Here is a 20,922-nt window from a genome sequence, read left to right on the forward strand (position 1 = left end):
CGCCGGGACCCAGCCGGGCCACCCCGGACCGGCGTGGCCCCGGTCGAGTTTCATGTCACACTGTGCAAGTTTGCAGGCACTGCAATCTTGTCCGTAGGCTCCCTCCGTGACCAGGGACGAGGGACTCGGACGGCGGGACCGCAAGAAGCGGCAGACCCGTGCCGCACTGGCCGCCGCCGCACTGCGCCTGGTCGCCGAGCGGGGGCTGGACCAGGTCACCGTCGAGGAGATCGCCGAGGCGGCGGACGTCTCCGCCCGGACCTTCTTCAACTACTTCGCCACCAAGGACGACGCGCTGGTCGGCGACACGGCGGGCGACCGGGAACGGGTGCTGCGGGCGCTGGCCGCCGTACCGGCGCAGGTGCCGGCGCTGACGGCGATCCGGTCGGCCCTGGCCGGCGTGATCGACGAGGTGGAGGGCGACGCCGCGTTGTGGCTGCTGCGGATGCAGGTGGTGATGCAGCACCCGATGCTGCTGGCCCGGCTGGTCTCCGGCAACGCGACGACCGAGCAGGCCATGGTCGAGGCGCTCGCGGCGCGCACCGGTCACGCCCCGGACGACGGCTATCCCGCCCTCGTGGTGGCGGTCACCGGGGCCGCGCTGCGTACCGCGATGGTCCGCTGGGCCACCGGCGGCGGGTCCCGTTCCCTGGCCGACCTGCTCGACGAGGCGTTCGCCGCCGTCGCCGCCGGGCTGCCCGACCCCCGTACCCCCGACCAGCCCGGCGCGACCGCGCCGGGCGTGCATCGAACCCGGTAAGGAAACGTCCATGACCGCAACTGCCGCGTCGACCCCGCCCGAGGTGGGCACCGGCCGGATGTCCCGCCGGGAGGTCCTCCAGGCCCTCTCCGGCCTGATGGTGGGCATGTTCGTGGCGATCCTCGCCTCGACGGTGGTGGCGAACGCGCTGCCGCGCATCATCGCCGAACTCAACGGCAGCCAGACCGTCTACACCTGGATCGTCACCACCGAGCTGCTGGCGATGACGGCCACCGTGCCGCTGTGGGGCAAGATGGCCGACCTCTACAGCAAGAAGCTGCTCATCCAGCTCTCCCTCGGCCTGTTCGTGCTCGGCTCGTTGATCGCCGGCCTCGCCCGCAACGTGGAGACCCTGCTGGCCAGCCGGATCGTGCAGGGCATCGGCGCGGGCGGGATGACCGCCCTGGCGCTGATCGTGATGGCGGCCATGATCCCGCCCCGGGAGCTGGGCCGGTACGCCGGCATCTTCGGCGCCGTGTTCGGCGTCGGTACGATCGCCGGCCCGCTGATCGGCGGCGTCCTGGTCGACACCTCCTGGCTGGGCTGGCGCTGGTGCTTCCTGATCGGCGTGCCGTTCAGCCTGCTGTCGATCGTCCTGCTGCAACGCACCCTGCACCTGCCGGTGGTCCGCCGCCGGGCCCGTATCGACTGGTGGGGCGCGCTGCTGATCACCGCCGGCGTGTCCACCCTGCTGGTCTGGTCGTCGCTGGCCGGGCACCGGTTCGCCTGGGCCTCGGGCTGGACGGCGCTGATGGTCGTCGGCGGGCTGGTGCTGCTGGCCCTGGCGGTCTGGGTCGAGTCGAGGGTGCCCGAGCCGATCATCCCGCTGCGTATCTTCCGCAGCCGTACGGTCACGCTGACCACGGTCGCCAGCGTGCTGGTCGGGGTGGCCCTCTTCGGCGGCACGGTCTTCCTGTCGCAGTACTTCCAGACCTCGCTGGGCAAGTCGCCGACCGTCGCCGGCCTGATGAGCCTGCCGATGATCCTCGGTCTGCTGGTCTCCTCCACCGTCGCCGGCCAGCTCATCACCCGGTTCGGCAGGTGGAAGGTCTACCTGGTGGCCGGCGCGGCCGTGATGACCGTCGGCATGCTGCTGCTGAGCACCATCGACGCCGACACCGGCGTGCCGCTGCTGTCGCTCTACATGGCGGTGCTCGGCACCGGCGTGGGCATGCTCATGCAGAACCTGGTCCTCGCCGCGCAGAACGACGTGCCCGCCCACGAACTCGGTGCGGCCACCTCGGTGCTGACCTTCTTCCGCAGCATGGGTGGCGCGATCGGGGTCAGTGCCCTCGGCGCGGTGCTGGCCAACCGGGTCACCGGCCTGATGACCGAGCGGCTCGGCCCGGCGGCCGGTGCCACCGGCGGCGGCACCACCGAGGTGCCCGACCTGTCCGCGCTGCCCGCCCCGGTCCTGGCGATCGTGCAGGACGCGTACGCCACGGCCACCTCCGAGCTGTTCCTGATCGGTGCGCCGATCGCCCTGCTCGCCCTGGTCGCGGTCCTGTTCATCAGGGAGAAGCCGCTGCACGAGGTGAGCGGCGACGAGCGCGCCGAGCAGGAGGCGGCGGCCCTGACCGCGATGCACTGACGTCGACGACGACGGTCCCGGGCCCGGTCTGCGGCCCGGGACCGTCGTCGTTACCGGCGGGGACCATCGGGTGGATCTCCGGCGCGGGGACTAGGTGGTTTCTACCGATGCGAGCCTGATGGGCACCTTGGCAGGGTCGGCACCATGAGCGAACCAGCGAACGACAGAAGGTCCCGCAGGAGGATGTGGACGTCGCTGAGCGTCCGGGCCAGGACGGCCCTCGCGGTGGTGCTGGCCGGGGTGCTGCTCGCCCCGGCGGTGCCGGCGACGGCGGCGTCACCGGCCGTAGCGCCGTTGGCAGCGGGCGGCTCGGCGGTGGGCCCCGCCCGGTCGACACTGGTCAGCCCCTGCCAGTTGCCCACCCCGGCGACCGGGTGGCAGCACGAGGGGCCGACCAACTACGCCACCTGGCTGCCGCCGAGCGGCACCGTCCGGGGCATCGTGCTGTTCGTGGACTTCACCGACGCGGCCCCGGTCAGCGGGGAGCGGACCAGCCGGACCAGCATGTTCAGCGCCGCCCCGAACGTCTTCACCCAGTCCTCGTACGGCGCGCTGAACCTCCAGTTGACGTTCGACACCGCGTGGCGGCACATCCTGCAGCCCCACGGCAACTTCGCCGGCTACAAGTCGAACTTCACCACCCAGCGGTCGTACGTGGCCGCCGCGGTGGCCGCCGCGAACGCCGCGATCGACTTCAGCTCCTACCAGATCGTCTACGTGGTGCCGCCGAAGTCCGCGACGACCTTCGACCTCTCGCCGACCTGGGTCGCGGCCCCCGGTGGCGGGGTGACCGTCGACGGGGTCGAACTGCGTCACGCCGTCACCTTCGGTCAGGACGTCGACTACTGGGGCCACAAGATCCTCAACCACGAGACCGGGCACCTCTTCGGGCTGCCGGACCTCTACTCGTACAACAACGCCGACAGCATCCACCGGGCGGTGGGCGGCTGGGACCTGATGGGCCTCATCTCCGCCAGCGCTCCCGACCTGTTCGCCTGGCACAAGTGGAAGGCGGGCTGGCTCACCGACTCCCAGGTCGACTGCCGGACCACGACGGGGAGCGCCTCGACGGTCCTGACCCCCCTGGGTACGGCCGGTGGCACCAAGGCGGTGGTCGTCCACACCGGCGGGAACACCGCAGTGGTGGTGGAGAACCGGCAGGTCAGTACGCTCGACGTGGCGTCGGGCTGCTTCCAGGCCGGAGTGCTGGTCTACCGGGTGACCACCGCGGTGTTCAGCGGCGGCGCCTGGTCCGGCGGAAACGTTCCCCCCATCGGCGGACCCTTCCCGGTCGAGGTGGTCGACCGCACCCCCGGCTCGGACGTCACCACGTGCAGCGCTGAGGAGAAGGCGCTGGTCAACGCCACCCTCACCACGATCGGCCACACCGTCACCTACGGCGGGGTGACCGTGCAACTGACCAACATCCTCGGAAACGACCGTGAGGTCTCCGTCACCGTCGTCTGATCGCGTCGGTGGACGTCGCAGGGGTGCCCCCGCCCGGCCGGCGGGGGCACCCCCGTCCGCGTCGGCGGTGGGCTCGCGGGACCGTTCGGTGACCGTCGGTGTACGGCGTGCGGAACCGGACGAGCTCCGCGCCGAGGTGTCCGCGCGGCGGGTGCGGCGGCTTCCCCGGGCGGCGCTATCGTGGACCGGCCTGATCTCGTGACCCATGATCCGATCCGGGGGGACGCCACGCATGGGCGATTCGTTCGCGCATCTGCACGTGCACACCGAGTACTCGATGCTCGACGGAGCGGCCCGGCTGAAGGATCTCTTCGCCGAGGCCAACCGGCTGGGAATGCCGGCGGTGGCGATCACCGACCACGGCAACATGCACGGCGCGAACGACTTCTACAAGCAGGCCATGGCGGCCGGCATCACCCCGATCCTCGGCGTCGAGGCGTACGTCGCGCCGGAGTCGCGCTACCACAAGGCCCGGGTCAAGTGGGGCCGGCCGGAGCAGAAGAGCGACGACGTCTCAGGTAACGGCGCGATCACCCACAAGACCATGTGGGCGCGTAACGCGCAGGGCCTGAAGAACCTGTTCACCCTCAACTCCCGGGCGTCCATGGAGGGGCACTACGTCAAGTGGCCCCGGATGGACATGGAGCTGATCGCCGAGCACGCCGAGGGCATCATGGCCACCACCGGCTGCCCGTCCGGCGCGGTGCAGACCCGGTTGCGGCTGGGCCAGTTCGACGAGGCGCTCAAGGTGGCCGCCGCCTACCAGGACATCTTCGGCAAGGAGAACTACTTCCTGGAGATCATGGACCACGGGCTCTCCATCGAGCAGCGGGTCCGCGAGGATCTGATCACCATCGCCCGCAAGCTGGACATCCCGCCGGTGGTGACCAACGACTCGCACTACACCCACGAGGCGCAGGCCGAGGCGCACGACGTGCTGCTGTGCGTGCAGACCGGCAGCAACGTCGCCGACCCGAACCGGTTCCGCTTCGAGGGCGGCGGCTACTTCGTCAAGTCCGCCGACCAGATGCGCGCGGTCGACTCCTCGGAGTTCTGGCAGCAGGGCTGCCGCAACACCCTGCTGGTGGCCGAGAAGGTCGACCCGAGCGGGATGTTCGAGTTCCACAACCTGATGCCGCGGTTCCCGGTGCCCGAGGGGGAGACCGAGGAGTCCTGGTTCCGCAAGGAGACCTTCAAGGGGCTGGCCCGACGCTACCCGGGGGGCATCCCCGAGGGGCACGTGGTGCAGGCCGAGTACGAGCTGGGCGTCATCAACCAGATGGGCTTCCCGTCGTACTTCCTGGTGGTGGCCGACTTCATCCAGTGGGCCAAGAGCCAGGGCATCGCGGTCGGCCCCGGCCGTGGTTCGGCGGCCGGTTCGCTCGTCGCGTACGCGCTGGGCATCACCGACCTGGACCCGATCCCGCACGGCCTGATCTTCGAGCGGTTCCTCAACCCCGAGCGGGTCTCGATGCCTGACGTCGACATCGACTTCGACGAGCGTCGGCGCGGCGAGGTGATCAAGTACGTGACCGACAAGTGGGGCGAGGACAAGGTCGCGCAGATCGCCACCTTCGGCACGATCAAGGCGAAGGCCGCGATCAAGGACTCGGCCCGGGTCCTCGGCTTCCCGTACGCGGTGGGTGACCGGATCACCAAGGCGATGCCCCCGGCGGTGATGGGCAAGGACATCCCGCTCACCGGCATCTTCGACCCGAAGCACCCCCGGTACGCCGAGGCTGGCGAGATCCGGGGCCTCTACGAGACCGACCCGGACGTCCGCAAGGTGATCGACACCGCCAAGGGTATCGAGGGGCTGATCCGGCAGACCGGCGTGCACGCCGCCGGCGTGATCATGTCCGCCGAGCCGATCATCGACCACATCCCGCTGATGCGCCGGGACGCCGACGGTGTGATCATCACCCAGTTCGACTACCCGACCTGCGAGTCGCTCGGGCTGTTGAAGATGGACTTCCTCGGCCTGCGCAACCTGACGATCATCGACGACGCGGTCAAGAACATCCAGCTCAACCACGGTCAGGAACTCGACCTGCTGGGCCTGCCGCTGGACGACAAGCCGGCCTACGACCTGCTCGCCCGGGGCGACACCCTCGGGGTGTTCCAGCTCGACGGCGGGCCGATGCGTTCGCTGCTGCGGCTGATGAAGCCGGACAACTTCGAGGACATCTCGGCCGTGCTGGCGCTCTACCGGCCCGGCCCGATGGGCGTCGACTCGCACACCAACTACGCGCTGCGCAAGAACGGCCTGCAGGAGATCACCCCGATCCACCCGGAGCTGGAGGAGCCGCTGCGGGAGATCCTCGCGCCCACCCACGGCCTGATCGTCTACCAGGAGCAGGTGCAGCGCGCCGCGCAGATCCTCGCCGGCTACACCCTCGGTCAGGCCGACCTGCTGCGTCGGGCGATGGGCAAGAAGAAGAAGGAGATCCTCGACAAGGAGTTCATCCCGTTCCGCGACGGCTGCCGCGAGCGCGGCTACTCCGACGAGGCCATCCAGGCCGTGTGGGACGTCCTGGTCCCGTTCGCCGGGTACGCCTTCAACAAGGCGCACTCGGCGGCATACGGCCTGGTGTCGTACTGGACGGCGTACCTCAAGGCGCACTATCCGGCCGAGTACATGGCGGCGCTGCTGACCTCCGTCGGTGACGACAAGGACAAGATGGCGCTCTACCTGTCGGAGTGCCGCCGGATGCGCATCCAGGTGCTGCCGCCGGACGTGAACACCTCCGCCGGCCCGTTCACCCCGGTCGGCAAGGACATCCGGTTCGGCCTGGCCGCCGTACGCAACGTCGGGGCGAACGTGGTCGCGGCGATCATGCGGTGCCGCGACGAGAAGGGCGAGTACGCCGACTTCTACGACTTCCTGTCCAAGGTCGACGCGGTGGTCTGCAACAAGAAGACCATCGAATCACTGATCAAGGCGGGTGCGTTCGACTCGCTGGGACACACCCGCAAGGGCCTGCTGACCGTGCACGCCGACGCCATCGACGCCTTCGCCGACGTCAAGCGCAAGGAGGCCGTCGGCCAGTACGACCTGTTCGGGGCGGGCTTCGGGGACGCCGACACCGGCAGCACCACCGTGATGCCGACCATCGGCGACGCCGAGTGGGACAAGCGGGACAAGCTCGCCTTCGAACGCGAGATGCTCGGCCTCTACGTCTCCGACCATCCGCTGTTCGGCCTGGAACACGTCCTGGGTGCGGCGGCCGACACCACCATCGCCGCGCTGTCGGAGGAGGGCACCGTGCCCGACGGCGCGGTGGTCACCCTCGCCGGCATCCTCTCCGGCGTGCAGCGCCGGGTCACCAAGCAGGGCCGGGCCTGGGCGTCGGCCGCGCTGGAGGACCTGGCCGGCGGGGTGGAGACGCTGTTCTTCCCGAACACCTACGAGGTGATCGGCCAGTACATCGCCGAGGACGCGATCGTGGTGGTCAAGGGCCGGGTGGACCGGCGCGACGACACCCCCCGGATCATGGCGATGGACATGTCCATGCCGGACGTCACCAGCACCCCCGGCAGCAAGCCGGTGACGCTGACCATCCCGGTGCACCGCTGCACCCCGCCGCTGGTGGAACGGCTCAAGGAGACCCTGGTGCTGCACCCGGGCGACACCGAGGTGCACGTCAAGCTGCTCAACGGCGGCAAGGTGACCACCCTGCGGCTCGGCCCGTTCCGGGTGGCCGCCACCACCGCGCTGATGGGTGACCTCAAGAGCGTCCTCGGCCCCGCCAACGTGAGCTGACCCGCCGGGCGGTGGGTGACCACCGCCCGGCGCCCAGGTCACTTGCCGCCGGTGACGATCCCCGGGTTGATGCACAGGCCGGGGGTGCTGCCGTTCTTCTCGGCGATCTCCAGGCAGCGGGACACCTTGTCGACCTTGGCGTTGGTCTCGGTGATCTGCCGCTGGATGTCGGCGTTGCGGCGGTCCTGTTCGAGGTTGCGGGTCTGGGCGAGCTTGTCCTGGAATGCCTTGATGTTGCCCTCGGTCTTGTCGTCGTGGTTGACCCGGGTGATGGTGACGGACAGGATGTCGACGTCGCCGGAGAGCCGGCCCTCGGCGTTGCCCCGGATGCTCTCGGCGAACGGCTTGAGGTCGACGTTCAGGTTCCCCGTCCGGGCGTCGATCTTCTCCAGCGGGTTGTAGGTGGCGAAGGCGTCGTTGACCGCGCTGTCGAGCTGCACCCCCACCCGCTGGCCCCGGAAGCTCACGAAGTCGCCCTTGTAGTCCATGAACTGCTTCGGCGCGTTCTCGGGCTTGACCTGCCACTCGATCAGCACCTCGACGCAGGCGTCGGCGAGGGTGCCGGTGCGGACCCGGACGCACTTGTCGCCGCCGATGTGGTCGTACTTCTGTCGGCCGGCGTCCCACTCGCCGACCTTCTGCCAGGGGGCGACCCACTTGAGCCCGGAGCCGGTGACCTCGCCGGTAGGCTTGTTGAAGCTGGTGACGATGCCGACCGAGCGGATCGGCACGGAGTGCGCGCTGGCGCCGATCCCGAACAGCAGCGCGCCGGCCAGGCAGCCGAGCGCGACCAGCGTGCTGGTGCGCTTGACGGCCGGGTACCGGGCGAGGAGCCGGACCGCTCCGGCGACCAGCGCCCCGACGGCGAGGATGACGGCGAACGTGAAGCCGACGGGCACGGGGCATCACCCTTCCGAGGGAGCGTCGCTGTGTGGATCATCAACCTAGGTCAGCGGGTCAAGCCGGTGCCGGTCGGGTGGCCGGCGGGTGCGGGCCACCACCGGCGGATTGGTGCTGACCGGGCGCGCGGGGGTGTCACTAGCCTCGACGCATGGAGTTGGCGCAGGCACGCGAGCTGTGGCAGCCGGGACCCGGCTGGTTGAACACCGCCAGTTACGGGCTCCCGCCCGAGCCGGTCTGGACGGCGGTGCAGGAGGCCCTGGCCGACTGGCGGGTGGGGCGTACCTCCCACGAGGTGTGGGAGGAGGCCACCGGGCGGTCCCGGGAGGCGTTCGCCGGCCTGGTCGGGGTGCCGGTGACCGACGTCGCGGTCGGCGGCAGCGTGTCGCAGCTGCTCGGGCCGATCGCCGCCGCGCTGCCCGCCGGGGCCACCGTGGTCGTTCCCGAGGTCGAGTTCACCGCCAACCTCTTCCCCTGGCTGGTGCAGGAGGAACGCGGCGTGCGGGTGCGCACCGTGCCGCTGGCCGGCCTGTGCGACGCGATCGACGCCGGCACCGACCTGGTCGCGTTCAGTCTGGTGCAGTCCGCCGACGGGGCCGTCGCCCCGTACGCGGAGATCGTGGCCGCGGCCCGCGCGCACGACGCGCTGGTGGTGGTGGACGCCACCCAGGCGTGCGGGTGGCTGCCGTTCGACGCGGCCCTGGCCGACGCGGTCGCGGTCGGGACGTACAAGTGGCTGGTGTCGCCACGCGGCTCGGCGCTGGCCTACCTGGCCCCGGGGCTGCGCGAGCGGATGCGTCCGGACGCCGCCGGCTGGTTCGCGGGCAAGGAGCCGCTGTCCACCTACTACGGTCCGCCGCTGCGGCTGGCCGACGACGCGCGTCGGTTCGACAGCTCCCCGGCCTGGTTCAGCTGGGTGGGTACCGCCCCGGCGCTGGAACTGCTCGCCGCCCTCGGCCCGGCGGCGATCGGGGCGTACGACGTGGCGCTGGCGAACCGGTTCCTCGCCGGGCTGGGCCGGCCGCCGGGGGAGAGCGCGATCGTCGCGGTGGAGGTGTTCGACGCGCGGCAGCGGCTGGCCCGCGCCGGGATCCGGGCGGCGGTGCGCGCCGGGCGGGTCCGGGTGGCGTTCCACCTCTACACCACCGAGGCGGACGTCGACCTGGCGTTGGAGACGCTCACCTGCTGAACCACCGCAGTTTTTCCCCGACGGCGCATCCGAACCGCCCCGTCCGGGCGAACCCCCTGGTAACGGTGTCCTACCCGGGGGGTGCGTCTGGTGTTGTCGGATCCGATGCCGCGCGAGGTCGTCGAGACGGCCCACAAGCGGCTCTCGGCCGCCGCCGAGGACCTCGACGCGAACCTGGTCGCCGCGCTGGTGCTGGAGTTCGCCGCCGACGCCGGGGTGGCGGCGGTGTGGGAGGCGGTGTGCGTGCCGCTGCTGGCCGGGCTGCGCGGGCGCGACGCCGCCGAGATCGCCGTCGAGCACGCCCTGTCCGAGGGCATCCGGATCGGGTTGGACGTGCACCGGCGGGTTCCCGGCCGCCGGTTGCGCACCGACGGGGTGCTGCTCGCCGGGGCCGAGAACGAGGCGCACTGCCTGGGCCTGCACGCGGTGGCCGCCGCGCTGCGCGAGCAGGGTCGCGGCTGCCTGCACCTGGGGCCGGCGCTGCCGTGGGTGGCGCTGGGCTCCGCCGTGCTGCGGGCCCGTCCGCGCAGCGTGGTGGTGTGGTCGCAGACGCCTGTCACCGGCCGGGCGTACCGCCTGGTCCGCTTCGGCCGCGACTTCCCGGGGGTACGGGTGTACGCCGCCGGGCCGGGCTGGATCGAACCCCTGGCACCCCCCGCGACCCGGTTGACCAGCTTCTCCGCCGCGCTGGCCGCCTGCGGGCCGCCAGCCTGACCGGGTGACCCGCACCACATCCGATACGAACCGGTGCCGTATCGAAACATGAGGCTCGTAAGGTGAGCACCGTTACGAGTCTGACCCGTTCCGTATTTCTGCGGCACGGGTGCAACCGGGGGGAGCACCGGAGCGTATGCAACCGCACGAGAACACCGGACATCCGAGACGATGGGCGATCCTCGGCGTGCTGGTGGTCAGCCTGCTCGTCGTCGTCCTCGACAACACGATCCTCAACGTCGCCCTGCGTACCCTGGCCGACCCGGTACACGGCCTCGGGGCCAGCCAGGGCGAGCTGGAATGGGCGATCAACTCCTACACCCTCGTCTTCGCCGGCCTGCTGTTCACCTTCGGCATCCTCGGCGACCGGGCCGGCCGACGCCGGTTCCTGCTCGTCGGCCTGGTCCTGTTCGGCCTGTCGTCCCTGCTCTCGGCGTACGCGCAGAGCCCCGGCCAGCTGATCGCGGCCCGCGCCCTGATGGGCGTCGGCGGCGCGGCGATCATGCCGGTGACCCTGTCGATCATCTCCAACGTCTTCGACCCCCGGGAGCGGGGCCGCGCCATCGGCGTCTGGGCCGGCGCGGTCGGCCTCGCGGTGGCGATCGGCCCGATCCTCGGCGGCACGCTGCTGGAGCACTTCTGGTGGGGCTCGGTCTTCCTGATCAACGTGCCGGTGGTGGCGCTCGGGGTGCTGCTGGTGGCCCTGCTGGTGCCCGAGTCCCGGGACCCCCGGCCGGGCCGGGTCGACATCCTCGGCGTGCTGCTCTCGGTCGTCGGCCTGGTCGCGCTGACCTACGGCATCATCGACGGCGGCGAGCACGGCTTCGGCCGGCCGACCGTGTGGGCCGCGATCCTCGGTGGGGTGGCGGTGCTGGCCTGGTTCGTCGCGCACGAGCGGCGCAGCGACCACCCGTCGCTTGACGTGCGGCTGTTCCGGGTGCCCCGGTTCGCCGCCCCGGTGGCGATCGTCGGGCTGGTCTTCTTCGCCGCCATGGGCGTGATGTTCTTCAGCTCGTTCTACATGCAGCTCGTCCGGGGCTACAGCCCGCTGGAGACCGGCCTGTTCTTCCTGCCGTTCGCCGTGGCCCAGCTGGTCTTCGCGCCGCGCAGCGCCGCCATGGTGCGCCGGTACGGCGGTCGGGCGGTCGCCACGGTCGGCCTCGTGCTGACCGCCGTGGCGCTGGCCGCGTTCGCCTTCATCGACGCCGCTACGCCGATCTGGGTGGTGCTGGTGGCCTTCTTCCTCCAGGGGGTCGGGATGGCGAACATCATGCCCCCGGCCACCGAATCGATCATGTCGGCACTGCCCCGGGAGAAGGCCGGCGTCGGCTCGGCGGTCAGCAACACCGTCCGCCAGATCGCCGGCGCGCTGGGCGTCGCGGTGCTCGGCTCGGTGCTCTCCGCGGTCTACCGGCAGGACATCGCCACGGTCGCCGACGCCCTGCCCGCACCGGCCCGGGAGGCGGCCACCGAGTCGGTCTCCGGGGCGTACGCGGCGGCGGCACAGCTCGGTCCGGCGGCCCCGCGGCTGATCGCGGCGGCCAACGACGCCTTCGTCTCGGCCATGCACTGGGCGGCGGCGATCTCCGCGGTGGTGGCCGCCCTCGGCATCATCGTCGTGCTGCGCTGGATGCCGGGCCGGCCCGACGCGGCCGTCCCCGCCACGCCGGTGGCGGAGCGGGAACTGGCCGCAACCACGTAGGTTCGCAGGACGATGTCTGACACGAACCCCACCGTCGATGCTCCGCGGTCGCCCGGGCGACCGCGGAGCATCCGCGCGGACGAGGCCATCATCGAGGCTGTCCTCGACCTGCTCGCCGAGGGCAGCACCATCGAGGCGCTGTCGATCGAGGCGATCGCCACCCGCGCCGGAGTGGGCAAGGCCACCATCTACCGCCGCTGGCCCGGCAAGGACGCCCTCCTGCTGGACGCGTTGCGCCGGCTCAAGGGGGTGGTCGCCCAGCCGGCCGGGCATTCCGTCCGCGACGACCTGGTGCTGCTGGTCGGGGCCGTCGGGCACAACATCGACCCCCGGGCCGAGCGGATCATGCCGTGCCTGGTGCCCGAGGTGAACCGCAGCCCCGACCACTTCCAGCTCTACCAGAACATCATCGAGCCCCGGCGGAAGATCATGCGGGAGGTGCTCCGCCGGGGCGTGGCCACAGGTGAGCTGCGCGCCGACCTCGACATCGAGGTGGCGATGGCGCTGCTCACCGGGCCGATGCTGGTCCAGCGGCTGATGCGCTGGCACCCGGAGCTGGACGACCGGCTGCTCCCCGAGAAGGTCGTCGACGGTGTGCTCGACGGGCTGCGGGCCCGCTGAGCCCACGGCCGGGCGGCGTGTCCGCCCACCGGCGTGTCGGAGCGGACCAGTAGGGTGTCGAACACCCGTACTGTCGAGGGGCCTCAGGGAGGCGGCGTGCGTGTGCTGGGCGTCGACCCGGGCCTGACCCGGTGCGGGGTCGGCGTGGTCGAGGGCGTGCCGGGCCGGCCCTGCACGCTGGTCGCCTACTACGTCGTCTACACCGATCCCGCCGACGACCTGTCGCTGCGCCTGCTGCACCTGGACCGCTCGCTGACCGGTCTGGTGGCCGAGCACCGGCCCGACGCGGTCGCCGTGGAGCGGGTGTTCAGCCAGCACAACGTCCGCACCGTCATGGGCACCGCCCAGGCCAGCGGGATCGCCGTGCTGGCCGGGGCGCGGGCCGGGCTGCCGGTGCAGACGTACACCCCGAGCGAGGTCAAGGCCGCGGTGACCGGCTCCGGCCAGGCCGACAAGAAGCAGATGACCACGATGGTCACCCGGCTGCTGCGGCTGGCCGAGCCGCCCCGGCCGGCCGATGCGGCCGACGCCCTGGCGCTGGCCATCTGCCACGTGTGGCGGGGCGGCACCCGGTCCAAGCTGGCCGAGGCCGCCGACCGGGCACGACGAGGAGGAGCACGATGATCGCCAGCGTGCGCGGCACGGTGACCGCGACCGGCCCGGACCACGCGGTGGTGGAGGTCGGGGGGGTCGGCCTGGCGGTGCAGTGCGCCCCCGGCACCCTGGCCGAGCTGCGGGTCGGCCAGCCGGCCCGGCTCGCCACCAGCCTGGTGGTCCGGGAGGACTCGCTCACCCTCTACGGCTTCGCCGACGACGACGCCAAGCAGCTGTTCGAGCTGCTCCAGACCGCCAGCGGGGTCGGCCCGCGGCTGGCCCAGGCGGTGCTGGCCGTGCACACCCCCGACGCGGTGCGCAAGGCCATCGCCAACGCTGACACCGCCGCCCTGACCCGGGTGCCGGGGATCGGCAAGAAGGGCGCCGAGCGGCTGGTGCTGGAGCTGCGCGACCGGATCGGCCCGGTCCCGGTGGGCCCCGACGGCGCCGCCGGGGTGACCGCCGGGGCATGGCCGGACCAGGTCCGCCAGGCGCTGGTCGGGCTCGGCTGGACGGCCGGCCAGGCCGACCAGGCGGTGGCCGCCGTGGCGGAGACCGTGGACGGGCCCACCCCGCCGGTGCCGGTCCTGCTCAAGCAGGCCATCCGACTGCTCGGCCGGACCCGGTGACCGGCGTGGCACGGTCCCGGCCGGGGCGGCCGGCATGAGCGGCGACGGCCTGGTCTCGGCGTACGCCGACGACGCGGAGCGAGACGCGGAGGTCAGCGTCCGGCCGAAGCGGCTGGACGAGTTCATCGCCCAGCACCGGGTCCGCGACCAGCTCGACCTGCTGTTGCAGGGCGCGATGCGGCGCGGCGCCCCACCCGACCACATCCTCCTGTCCGGCCCTCCTGGCCTCGGTAAGCCGGTCTCCGTCGACGCCCTGGTGCTGCTGGAGGACGGCACCAGACGTCGGCTGGGTGAGATCGTGGTGGGTGATCGCGTCGTCACCCGTACCGGTGTGGGCGCCCTGGTCACCGCCGTCCACGAGCAGGGTGAGCTGCCGTCGGTGCGGATCCGGACGACCAGTGGCCGGGAGGTGGTGGCCGCACCGGACCACCCGTTCTGGACGCCGGACGGTTGGATCAAGGCGGGCGACCTCACCGAGCAGGATTTCGTCGCGAACGTGCTGCGTCCGGAACTCGTCGCCGACGGTACGGAGGACCTGGCCGAGTACAAGCTCGCCGGATACCTGGTGGGGGACGGCTGCACCACCAACCAGGTGACCTTCACCGGGGGTGATCCGGATGTGCTCGTCGACTTTCAGTCGACCTGTGACCGCCTCGGGTACGCCCACACCATCCGGCCCAACAGCGCCCGGAGTTCCCTGATCCGGATCTCCGGGCTGCGACCCTGGCTCGCCGAACACGGGCTGCTCGACAAGAACGCCTGGCAGAAGCGGGTGCCGGAGTTCGTCTACCGGGGGGACAGCTGGCAGGTCAGTGCCTTCCTCGGCGCCTACTTCGCCTGTGACGGCACTGTCAGCCGGCGTGGCCGGGACCGCTACGACCTTGTGGTCGAGTACTACAGCGTCTCCCACGGCCTGCTTGCCGACGTCCAGCACCTCCTGCTCCGGCTGGGCATACAGTCGCGGCTGAAGCTCAAGCGCGGTCGTTACCAGGGCCGGCCGCACGAGTCGTGGCGGCTCAGTATCACCAGCCAGGACGATGTGGCCCGGTTCGTGGAGCGGGTCACCGTCATCGGTGACCGTGGCAGGCGCCTGGACGAGTGGGCACCACGCAGGGACCGCTTCGAAGAGCAGCTCGCCGCCGATCGGGTGGCTTCGGTGGAACCGGTCGGTCTGCACCGCTGCCGCTGCCTGACCGTCGACGGCGACCACACCTTCACCGTGAACGATTTCGTGGTCCACAACACCACCCTGGCCAACATCGTGGCCGCCGAGCTGGGCTCGGGCATCCGGGTGACCAGCGGGCCGGTGATCGAGCGCTCCGGCGACCTGGCCGCCATCCTGACCAGCCTCGCCGAGGGCGACGTGCTGTTCATCGACGAGATCCACCGGATCGCCAAGCCGGCGGAGGAACTGCTCTACAGCGCGATGGAGGACTTCCGGGTCGACGTGATCGTCGGCAAGGGCCCGGGGGCGACCGCGATCCCGCTCGACGTGGAGCCGTTCACCCTGGTCGGCGCGACCACCCGGTCCGGCCTGCTGACCGGCCCGATGCGGGACCGCTTCGGCTTCGTCGCGCACCTCGACTTCTACTCCCCGGCCGACCTGGAGGCGCTGCTGCACCGCTCGGCGCGCATCCTGGGCGTGCCGATCACCCCGGAGGGGGCGGTGGAGATCGCCGGCCGGTCCCGAGGCACGCCCAGGATCGCCAACCGGCTGCTGCGCCGGGTGCGCGACTACGCCGAGGTCCGGGCCGACGGCGTGGTCACCCTGGAGACCGCCCGGTCCGCCCTGACCGTGTACGACGTGGACGCCCTCGGCCTGGACCGGCTGGACCGGGCGGTGCTGACCGCGCTGGTCGACTCGTTCCGGGGTGGTCCGGTGGGCCTGTCCACCCTGGCGGTGGCGGTGGGGGAGCAGCCGGACACGGTGGAGGAGGTCTGCGAGCCGTTCCTGGTCCGCGCCGGGCTGCTGGCCCGTACGCCCCGGGGGCGGGTGGCCACCGAGGCCGCCTGGCGACACCTCGGCCGCACCCCACCAAATGGTACATTCGGTGTGGAAGCCCCCGCCGTGCCCGATCTCTTCTCGAACGCGCCCGATCCACCGTGATCTGAACGTGATCTGCGCCGCATTCGGCGTTCCCAGGTGCAGGGATTAGACTCGCCGCGGTCTGTACAGGATGTGAATATCCGCCTCCGCTCCGGTGCGCACGTACCGGGACGGGGGCCAATGGGAAGGTCGCACACCGTGCTTTACGCAGCACAGTCCGGCGGAGGCGCCGGCAGTCTGACGCCGATCCTCATGATCGCCCTGCTCTTCGGGGTCATGTACTTCATGATGATCCGGCCGCAGCAGAAGCGCCGCCGCGAGGCCGAGGCCATGCAGTCCGCGCTCGGCCCCGGTGACGAGGTCGTCACCATCGGCGGGCTCTACGGCACGGTCGTGGGTGTCGAGGACGACACCGTGCTGCTGGAGGTGGCCCCCGGCGTGCAGACCCGTTACGCCCGGCCGGCCATCGCCCGGGTGGTCACCCGGGCCGAGCGCCCCGAGGCCGACGAGCCGGTCACCGAGGACGCGGAAGTCGTCAAGGAGTGAGGCCGCCACCCGTCCGGCACCACGGGCGGGTAGCGGCGGGACAACTGGATAGGTGGGCCGGTCCCCAGGGTCGGCACCCGCACCGTCCGCCCGACGCCACCACGTCGGCGGTGGTGCGCCGTGCCGTCGGTCGGGAGTGGCCCGCGCAGAGCACGTCGGGGCGGGAACCCCGCTCCGACCTCGTCGCCGCTGCGCCGGCGGCGCGACCGTTACAGGGAGACAGACAGCCGTGGCACCACCTCAGGGACAGATGCGCCCCGGGCGGCAGCTCGCCGTGCTCGGGTTCATCTTCGTCGTCCTCTATTCCTTGGTGTTCTTCTCGGGCGGTGCCAGCGGCGGCTGGAAGGACCGGCTGGAGCCGCGGCTCGGCCTGGACCTGATCGGTGGCACCCGGCTGACGCTGGAGGCGACCAACACCATCGACGGCAAGCCCCCGACGTCGGCCAACCTGGAGGAGGCCCGGCAGATCATCGAGAGCCGGGTCAACGCCTACGGCGTGGCCGAGGCCGAGGTGGTCACCGAGGGCAACCGGAACATCGTCATCTCCCTGCCCGGTGAGAACCGGGAGCTGACCGACGTCGGCAGCGCCGCGGAGCTGCGCTTCCGCAAGGTGCTCAAGGCCGCCGACGGCAGCGGCACGGTCGCCGCCCCGGCACCGTCGGGCAGCGCCTCGCCGGCCCCGTCCGGCAGCGCGTCGCCCGCCCCGTCGGGCAGCGCCTCGCCGAAGGCCTCCGGCAGCGCGTCGCCGAAGGTGTCCGGCTCGCCGAGCGCCGGTGGGCAGGGCGGCGGCGCCCCCGCGCCGAGCGCCAGCGCCACCCCGTCCGGGTCGGCCTCGCCGAGCGCCCCGGCCGCCTCGCCCAGCGCCAGCGAGGCGCCGGTGTCGCAGAGCATCGAGGAGCAGCGCAAGGCCGTCGAGAAGAAGGTCGGCGCGGCCGCCTGGGCCGCCGCCAGCGGGCTCCAGGCCCCGGCCGACCTGGCCACCAACCCGGCCCTGGCGGAGACGTTCAAGCCGTTCGGCACGCTCTCCCCGCAGGAGGTCGCGGTACTGACCCCGCAGATGCAGTTCAACGTGCCGACCATCACCTGCGCCCAGCTCGACAAGCGGCCCCCCGCGTCGATCAAGGACGAGAAGCAGCAGGTGGTCGCCTGTGAGGGTGGCGCGGCGAAGTACCTGCTCGACCAGGCCAAGGTGCTCGGCACCGACGTCAAGGACGCCAATGCGGTCCTCGACCAGGCCAGCACCTGGGTGGTCAGCCTGAACTTCACCGGCGACGGCCAGTCCAAGTGGACCGAGCTGACCCGCGAGGCGTTCAACAACACCGGTGGTGCCTGCGACCAGACCGCTCTCGGCCAGGACGGCAAGTGCCGGGTGGCCGTGGTGCTGGACAACGAGATCGTCTCCTCGCCCGAGATCCAGGGCGTGCTCACCGGCGACTCGCAGATCACCGGCAGCTTCGACAACACGTCGGCCAACGCGCTGGCCAGCCAGCTGCGCTACGGCGCGCTGCCGGTCACCTTCGTGCCGCAGGAGCAGCAGAACGTCACCGCGACGCTGGGCGACAGCCACCTGCGGGCCGGTCTGCTGGCCGCCGGCATCGGCATGCTGCTGGTCATCATCTACTCGTTCTTCTACTACCGGCTGCTCGGCTCGGTCATCTTCCTGAGCCTGGTGCTCTCCGCGTTGCTGGTCTTCGGCGCGCTGGTGGTGCTCGGCCGGTCGATCGGCTTCACCCTCACCCTCGCCGGCATCGCCGGCATGATCGTCTCGCTCGGTGTGGCGGCGGACTCGTTCGTCATCTACTTCGAACGGCTCAAGGACGAGATCCGGGAGGGGCGCAGCCCGCGCAGCGCGGTGCCCCGGGCCTGGATCCGGGCCCGCCGGACGATCATCTCGGCCAACGCGATCACCCTGATGTCCGCCGTGGTCCTCTACATCGTCTCGGTCGGCACGGTGAAGGGCTTCGCCTTCGCCCTCGGCCTGGCGACCGTGCTCGACCTGGTGGTCGTCTTCCTGTTCCGGCACCCGATCATGACGATGTTCGCCCGGACCCCGGCGTTCCTGTCGCCGCGGGTCAGCGGCCTCGGTCGGGCCCTGCCCGCCCGGTCGGCCGAGCCGGGCACCGCCCGCAACCCGCGCGTCAAGGAGGCCTGAGATGGCTAAGAGTGGTCTGGCGTCCCGGCTCTACCGGGGCGAGGCCGGTCTCAACATCGTCGGCCGGCGCAAGCTGTGGTTCACCGTCGCCGGGGTGCTGGTGCTGATCGCCGTGCTCAGCTTCGCGGTTCGCGGCTTCAGCCTGGGCATCGAGTTCGCCGGCGGCAACTCGTTCCAGGTGCCGGCCAGCGTCGGCACCCTGGAGCAGGCCGAGAGCAAGGTCGACGAGGCGCTGGCGGCCGAGGGCGGCGGTGCCGAGGTGGTGACCGCGCAGAAGGTCGGCAGCACCAGCGGCGAGTACTACGAGCTGCGCACCTCGCAGCTCAGCGCCGACCAGGCCAACGCGGTCAAGGCCAAGATGGCCGACGAGTTCGGCATCAACGCCGACCAGATCAGCGGCAGCCAGGTCAGCGAGGCATGGGGCAGCCAGGTCACCTCCCGGGCGCTGCTCGGCCTGGTCATCTTCGTCCTCGTGGTGGCCGCCTACCTGGTGCTGCGGTTCGAGTGGCGGATGGCGGTCGCCGCGATCATCTCGCTGTTCATGAACCTGATCCTCACCGCCGGTATCTACTCGCTGGTCGGCTTCGAGGTCACCCCGTCGACGATCATCGGGTTCCTCACCATCCTGGGCTTCGCGCTCTACGACGTGGTGGTGGTCTTCGACAAGGTCCAGGAGAACACCCGGGGCATCACCGCCAACAACAACCAGACCTACGGCGAGGCGGCCAACCTGGCGCTCAACCAGAGCCTGATGCGGTCGTTGAACACCTCGGTGGTCGCCCTGCTCCCGGTCGGCGGTCTGCTCTTCATCGGTGCCGGCCTGCTCGGCGCGGGCACCCTGAAGGACCTGGGCCTGGTGCTGTTCGTCGGTATGGCGATGGCGTTCCTGACCTCGATCCTGCTCTCCACCCCGCTGCTGGTGCTGCTCAAGAACCAGGACCCGCGGATCGACGCGCACACCAAGCGGGTGCTGGCCCGCCGGGGCGCCATCGCCCGGGGCGAGATCACCCCGCGCGGTGCGGCCCGGCAGGCCGCCGCCGAGGAGGCCACCGACGACCCGATCGACCCGGAGGCGGCGGCCCTGGCCGGCAGCGCACCGAAGGTCGGCGCGCGTCCGGCGGCCAAGCGGTCGGCCGGCGCCCGGGGCGGCCGTCCCGCCGGGGGCGGCGGCAACCGGCCCGGTGGCGCGAAGCGGCGCTGACCGACGGGCCACCCGCCCCACGTCGAGTCGACGGCGTCCGCCATGCTGTGCGAGCAGCGTGACGGACGCCGTCGTCGTATCGAAGGAGAGCCGACCACCGTGACGGAGACCCACAGCACCGGTGTACGCGGGGACAGCGGCCCGCAGGTGGCCCGGCTGGTCGCCAGCCGGGTACTGGACGTGCCGGACTTCCCCAAGCCCGGGGTCATGTTCAAGGACCTGATGCCGTTGTTCGCCGACGGCGACGTGTTCCGTGAGGTGATCGACGGGATCATCGACCACCACGGGCGGGACAACTTCGACATCGTGGTCGGCATCGAGGCCCGGGGTTTCGTGATCGCCGCCGCGATCGCGTACGCGACCGGGATGGGGGTGGTGCCGGTACGCAAGGGGGGCAAGCTGCCCCGGCCGGCGTACGCGGCCTCCTACGCCCTGGAGTACGGCGAGGCGACGCTGGAGGTGCACCAGGACGCCTTCACCGCCGGGCACCGGGTGCTGGTGGTCGACGACGTGCTGGCCACCGGCGGCACCGCCGAGGCGACCCTCGGACTGGTGGAGCGGGCCGGCGGCACGGTGGCCGGGTTCACCGTGCTGCTGGAGTTGGGCTTCCTGGGCGGGCGGGAACGGCTCGCCGGGCGTCCGGTCCATGCCCTGCTGACCGTTTGATTCCTGGGTCGTCCCGCCGACCTGGGACGGACCGTCCGGCGGAGCGGCACGGCACCTACCGTGCGGGTAGCATTGCCCATTGCTGACCGGACGGTCACCCGTCCGGGCGGTGGTCAGGTGCCGGCCGCAGGGCCGGCGGGCAGTGCCACCGACCCGGCGGCGGCCGGCGGGGAACACGCCGGCGTGACGGCCGGTTCGGCAAGTCAGGCGTCGGCCGTACGGCCGGCGTGGTCCCGGCGATCGGTGAGGAGGCCGGTGTCCCACGATGTCGTTCCTCCGGTGGAGGGCACGGTGCACCCGACAGGCGACGCTGACGGCGCGGTGACCGCTCGGAACAACGATCCGGCGGCCGGCCCGACGGGGGCCGGCGACGACGTCGG

The 20,922-nt window shown here is 71.6% G+C and carries 15 protein-coding genes and 3 pseudogenes; 17 read left to right on the forward strand and 1 reads right to left on the reverse strand.

What is annotated here, in order from left to right:
• The first annotated feature begins 106 nt into the window (after nt 1-106).
• From ACN261_RS19575 to dnaE, 4 genes are all read left to right on the forward strand, one after another.
• Nucleotides 107-760 (forward strand): TetR family transcriptional regulator, encoded by a 654-nt coding sequence (locus ACN261_RS19575; protein WP_421486760.1) that lies wholly within the window; start codon nt 107-109, stop codon nt 758-760.
• Nucleotides 761-770: 10 nt separating this feature from the next.
• Nucleotides 771-2,351 (forward strand): MDR family MFS transporter, encoded by a 1,581-nt coding sequence (locus tag ACN261_RS19580; protein WP_421486761.1) that lies wholly within the window; start codon nt 771-773, stop codon nt 2,349-2,351.
• A gap of 144 nt (nt 2,352-2,495) precedes the next feature.
• On the forward strand, nt 2,496-3,818 hold the full coding sequence (locus ACN261_RS19585; protein ID WP_425851461.1) for a M6 family metalloprotease domain-containing protein: 1,323 nt from the start codon (nt 2,496-2,498) through the stop codon (nt 3,816-3,818).
• 232 nt (nt 3,819-4,050) lie between these two features.
• Nucleotides 4,051-7,581 (forward strand): DNA polymerase III subunit alpha, encoded by a 3,531-nt coding sequence (dnaE, locus tag ACN261_RS19590; RefSeq protein WP_421486763.1) that lies wholly within the window; start codon nt 4,051-4,053, stop codon nt 7,579-7,581.
• A gap of 38 nt (nt 7,582-7,619) precedes the next feature.
• Here the strand turns inward: dnaE and ACN261_RS19595 are convergent, their stop codons facing one another.
• Nucleotides 7,620-8,480, reverse strand: coding sequence for an SPFH domain-containing protein (locus ACN261_RS19595; protein ID WP_421486764.1), 861 nt, complete (start codon nt 8,478-8,480; stop codon nt 7,620-7,622).
• Nucleotides 8,481-8,632: 152 nt separating this feature from the next.
• On the opposite strand from ACN261_RS19595, the gene ACN261_RS19600 reads away from it, so the two are divergent.
• From ACN261_RS19600 to ACN261_RS19660, 13 genes and pseudogenes are all read left to right on the forward strand, one after another.
• Nucleotides 8,633-9,670: an aminotransferase class V-fold PLP-dependent enzyme gene (locus tag ACN261_RS19600; protein WP_425851464.1), complete on the forward strand. Its 1,038-nt coding sequence runs from the start codon at nt 8,633-8,635 to the stop codon at nt 9,668-9,670.
• 90 nt (nt 9,671-9,760) lie between these two features.
• Nucleotides 9,761-10,384: a transcriptional regulator gene (locus tag ACN261_RS19605; RefSeq protein WP_421486766.1), complete on the forward strand. Its 624-nt coding sequence runs from the start codon at nt 9,761-9,763 to the stop codon at nt 10,382-10,384.
• A 136-nt stretch (nt 10,385-10,520) separates the two neighbouring features.
• Nucleotides 10,521-12,086, forward strand: coding sequence for an MFS transporter (locus tag ACN261_RS19610; RefSeq protein ID WP_421486767.1), 1,566 nt, complete (start codon nt 10,521-10,523; stop codon nt 12,084-12,086).
• A 12-nt stretch (nt 12,087-12,098) separates the two neighbouring features.
• Nucleotides 12,099-12,707 carry a TetR/AcrR family transcriptional regulator gene (locus ACN261_RS19615; protein WP_421486768.1) on the forward strand — a complete coding sequence of 203 codons (609 nt, stop codon included), beginning with the start codon at nt 12,099-12,101 and terminating at the stop codon, nt 12,705-12,707.
• A 96-nt stretch (nt 12,708-12,803) separates the two neighbouring features.
• Nucleotides 12,804-13,331 carry a crossover junction endodeoxyribonuclease RuvC gene (gene ruvC, locus ACN261_RS19620; RefSeq protein ID WP_421486769.1) on the forward strand — a complete coding sequence of 176 codons (528 nt, stop codon included), beginning with the start codon at nt 12,804-12,806 and terminating at the stop codon, nt 13,329-13,331.
• Complete coding sequence (ruvA, locus tag ACN261_RS19625; protein ID WP_145918888.1) at nt 13,328-13,930, forward strand: Holliday junction branch migration protein RuvA; 603 nt, start codon at nt 13,328-13,330, stop codon at nt 13,928-13,930. The genes ruvC and ruvA overlap by 4 nt, the downstream gene beginning before the upstream one ends.
• A gap of 34 nt (nt 13,931-13,964) precedes the next feature.
• Nucleotides 13,965-14,216, forward strand: a pseudogene (locus tag ACN261_RS19630) (Holliday junction branch migration DNA helicase RuvB); the annotation flags it as partial.
• 126 nt (nt 14,217-14,342) lie between these two features.
• Nucleotides 14,343-14,981, forward strand: a pseudogene (locus tag ACN261_RS19635) (LAGLIDADG family homing endonuclease); the annotation flags it as partial.
• Nucleotides 14,982-15,053: 72 nt separating this feature from the next.
• Nucleotides 15,054-16,037 (forward strand): annotated as a pseudogene (gene ruvB / locus ACN261_RS19640) (Holliday junction branch migration DNA helicase RuvB); the annotation flags it as partial.
• 120 nt (nt 16,038-16,157) lie between these two features.
• Nucleotides 16,158-16,523: a preprotein translocase subunit YajC gene (gene yajC, locus ACN261_RS19645; protein ID WP_421486770.1), complete on the forward strand. Its 366-nt coding sequence runs from the start codon at nt 16,158-16,160 to the stop codon at nt 16,521-16,523.
• A 229-nt stretch (nt 16,524-16,752) separates the two neighbouring features.
• Entirely contained in the window at nt 16,753-18,675 is a 1,923-nt protein-coding gene (secD, locus tag ACN261_RS19650) for a protein translocase subunit SecD (protein WP_421486771.1), read from the forward strand.
• Nucleotide 18,676: 1 nt separating this feature from the next.
• A complete protein-coding gene (gene secF, locus ACN261_RS19655) occupies nt 18,677-19,876 on the forward strand; it encodes a protein translocase subunit SecF (RefSeq protein WP_425851467.1) in 1,200 nt (399 codons plus the stop codon).
• 99 nt (nt 19,877-19,975) lie between these two features.
• Nucleotides 19,976-20,542 (forward strand): adenine phosphoribosyltransferase, encoded by a 567-nt coding sequence (locus ACN261_RS19660; RefSeq protein WP_421486773.1) that lies wholly within the window; start codon nt 19,976-19,978, stop codon nt 20,540-20,542.
• The last annotated feature ends 380 nt before the right edge of the window (nt 20,543-20,922 follow it).

This window comes from Micromonospora sp. WMMD723 (genome assembly GCF_049863385.1).
GTDB classification, from domain to species: Bacteria; Actinomycetota; Actinomycetes; order Mycobacteriales; family Micromonosporaceae; genus Micromonospora; species Micromonospora wenchangensis.

Bases quoted from the DNA above. Each gene is read 5' to 3' on its own strand.
- ACN261_RS19600 (WP_425851464.1), top strand. From the start codon at position 8,633: ATGGAGTTGGCGCAGGCACGCGAGCTGTGGCAGCCGGGACCCGGCTGG.
- ACN261_RS19585 (WP_425851461.1), top strand. From the start codon at position 2,496: ATGAGCGAACCAGCGAACGACAGAAGGTCCCGCAGGAGGATGTGGACG.
- dnaE (WP_421486763.1), top strand. From the start codon at position 4,051: ATGGGCGATTCGTTCGCGCATCTGCACGTGCACACCGAGTACTCGATG.
- ACN261_RS19580 (WP_421486761.1), top strand. From the start codon at position 771: ATGACCGCAACTGCCGCGTCGACCCCGCCCGAGGTGGGCACCGGCCGG.
- ruvA (WP_145918888.1), top strand. From the start codon at position 13,328: ATGATCGCCAGCGTGCGCGGCACGGTGACCGCGACCGGCCCGGACCAC.
- ACN261_RS19615 (WP_421486768.1), top strand. From the start codon at position 12,099: ATGTCTGACACGAACCCCACCGTCGATGCTCCGCGGTCGCCCGGGCGA.
- ACN261_RS19610 (WP_421486767.1), top strand. From the start codon at position 10,521: ATGCAACCGCACGAGAACACCGGACATCCGAGACGATGGGCGATCCTC.
- secF (WP_425851467.1), top strand. From the start codon at position 18,677: ATGGCTAAGAGTGGTCTGGCGTCCCGGCTCTACCGGGGCGAGGCCGGT.
- yajC (WP_421486770.1), top strand. From the start codon at position 16,158: ATGGGAAGGTCGCACACCGTGCTTTACGCAGCACAGTCCGGCGGAGGC.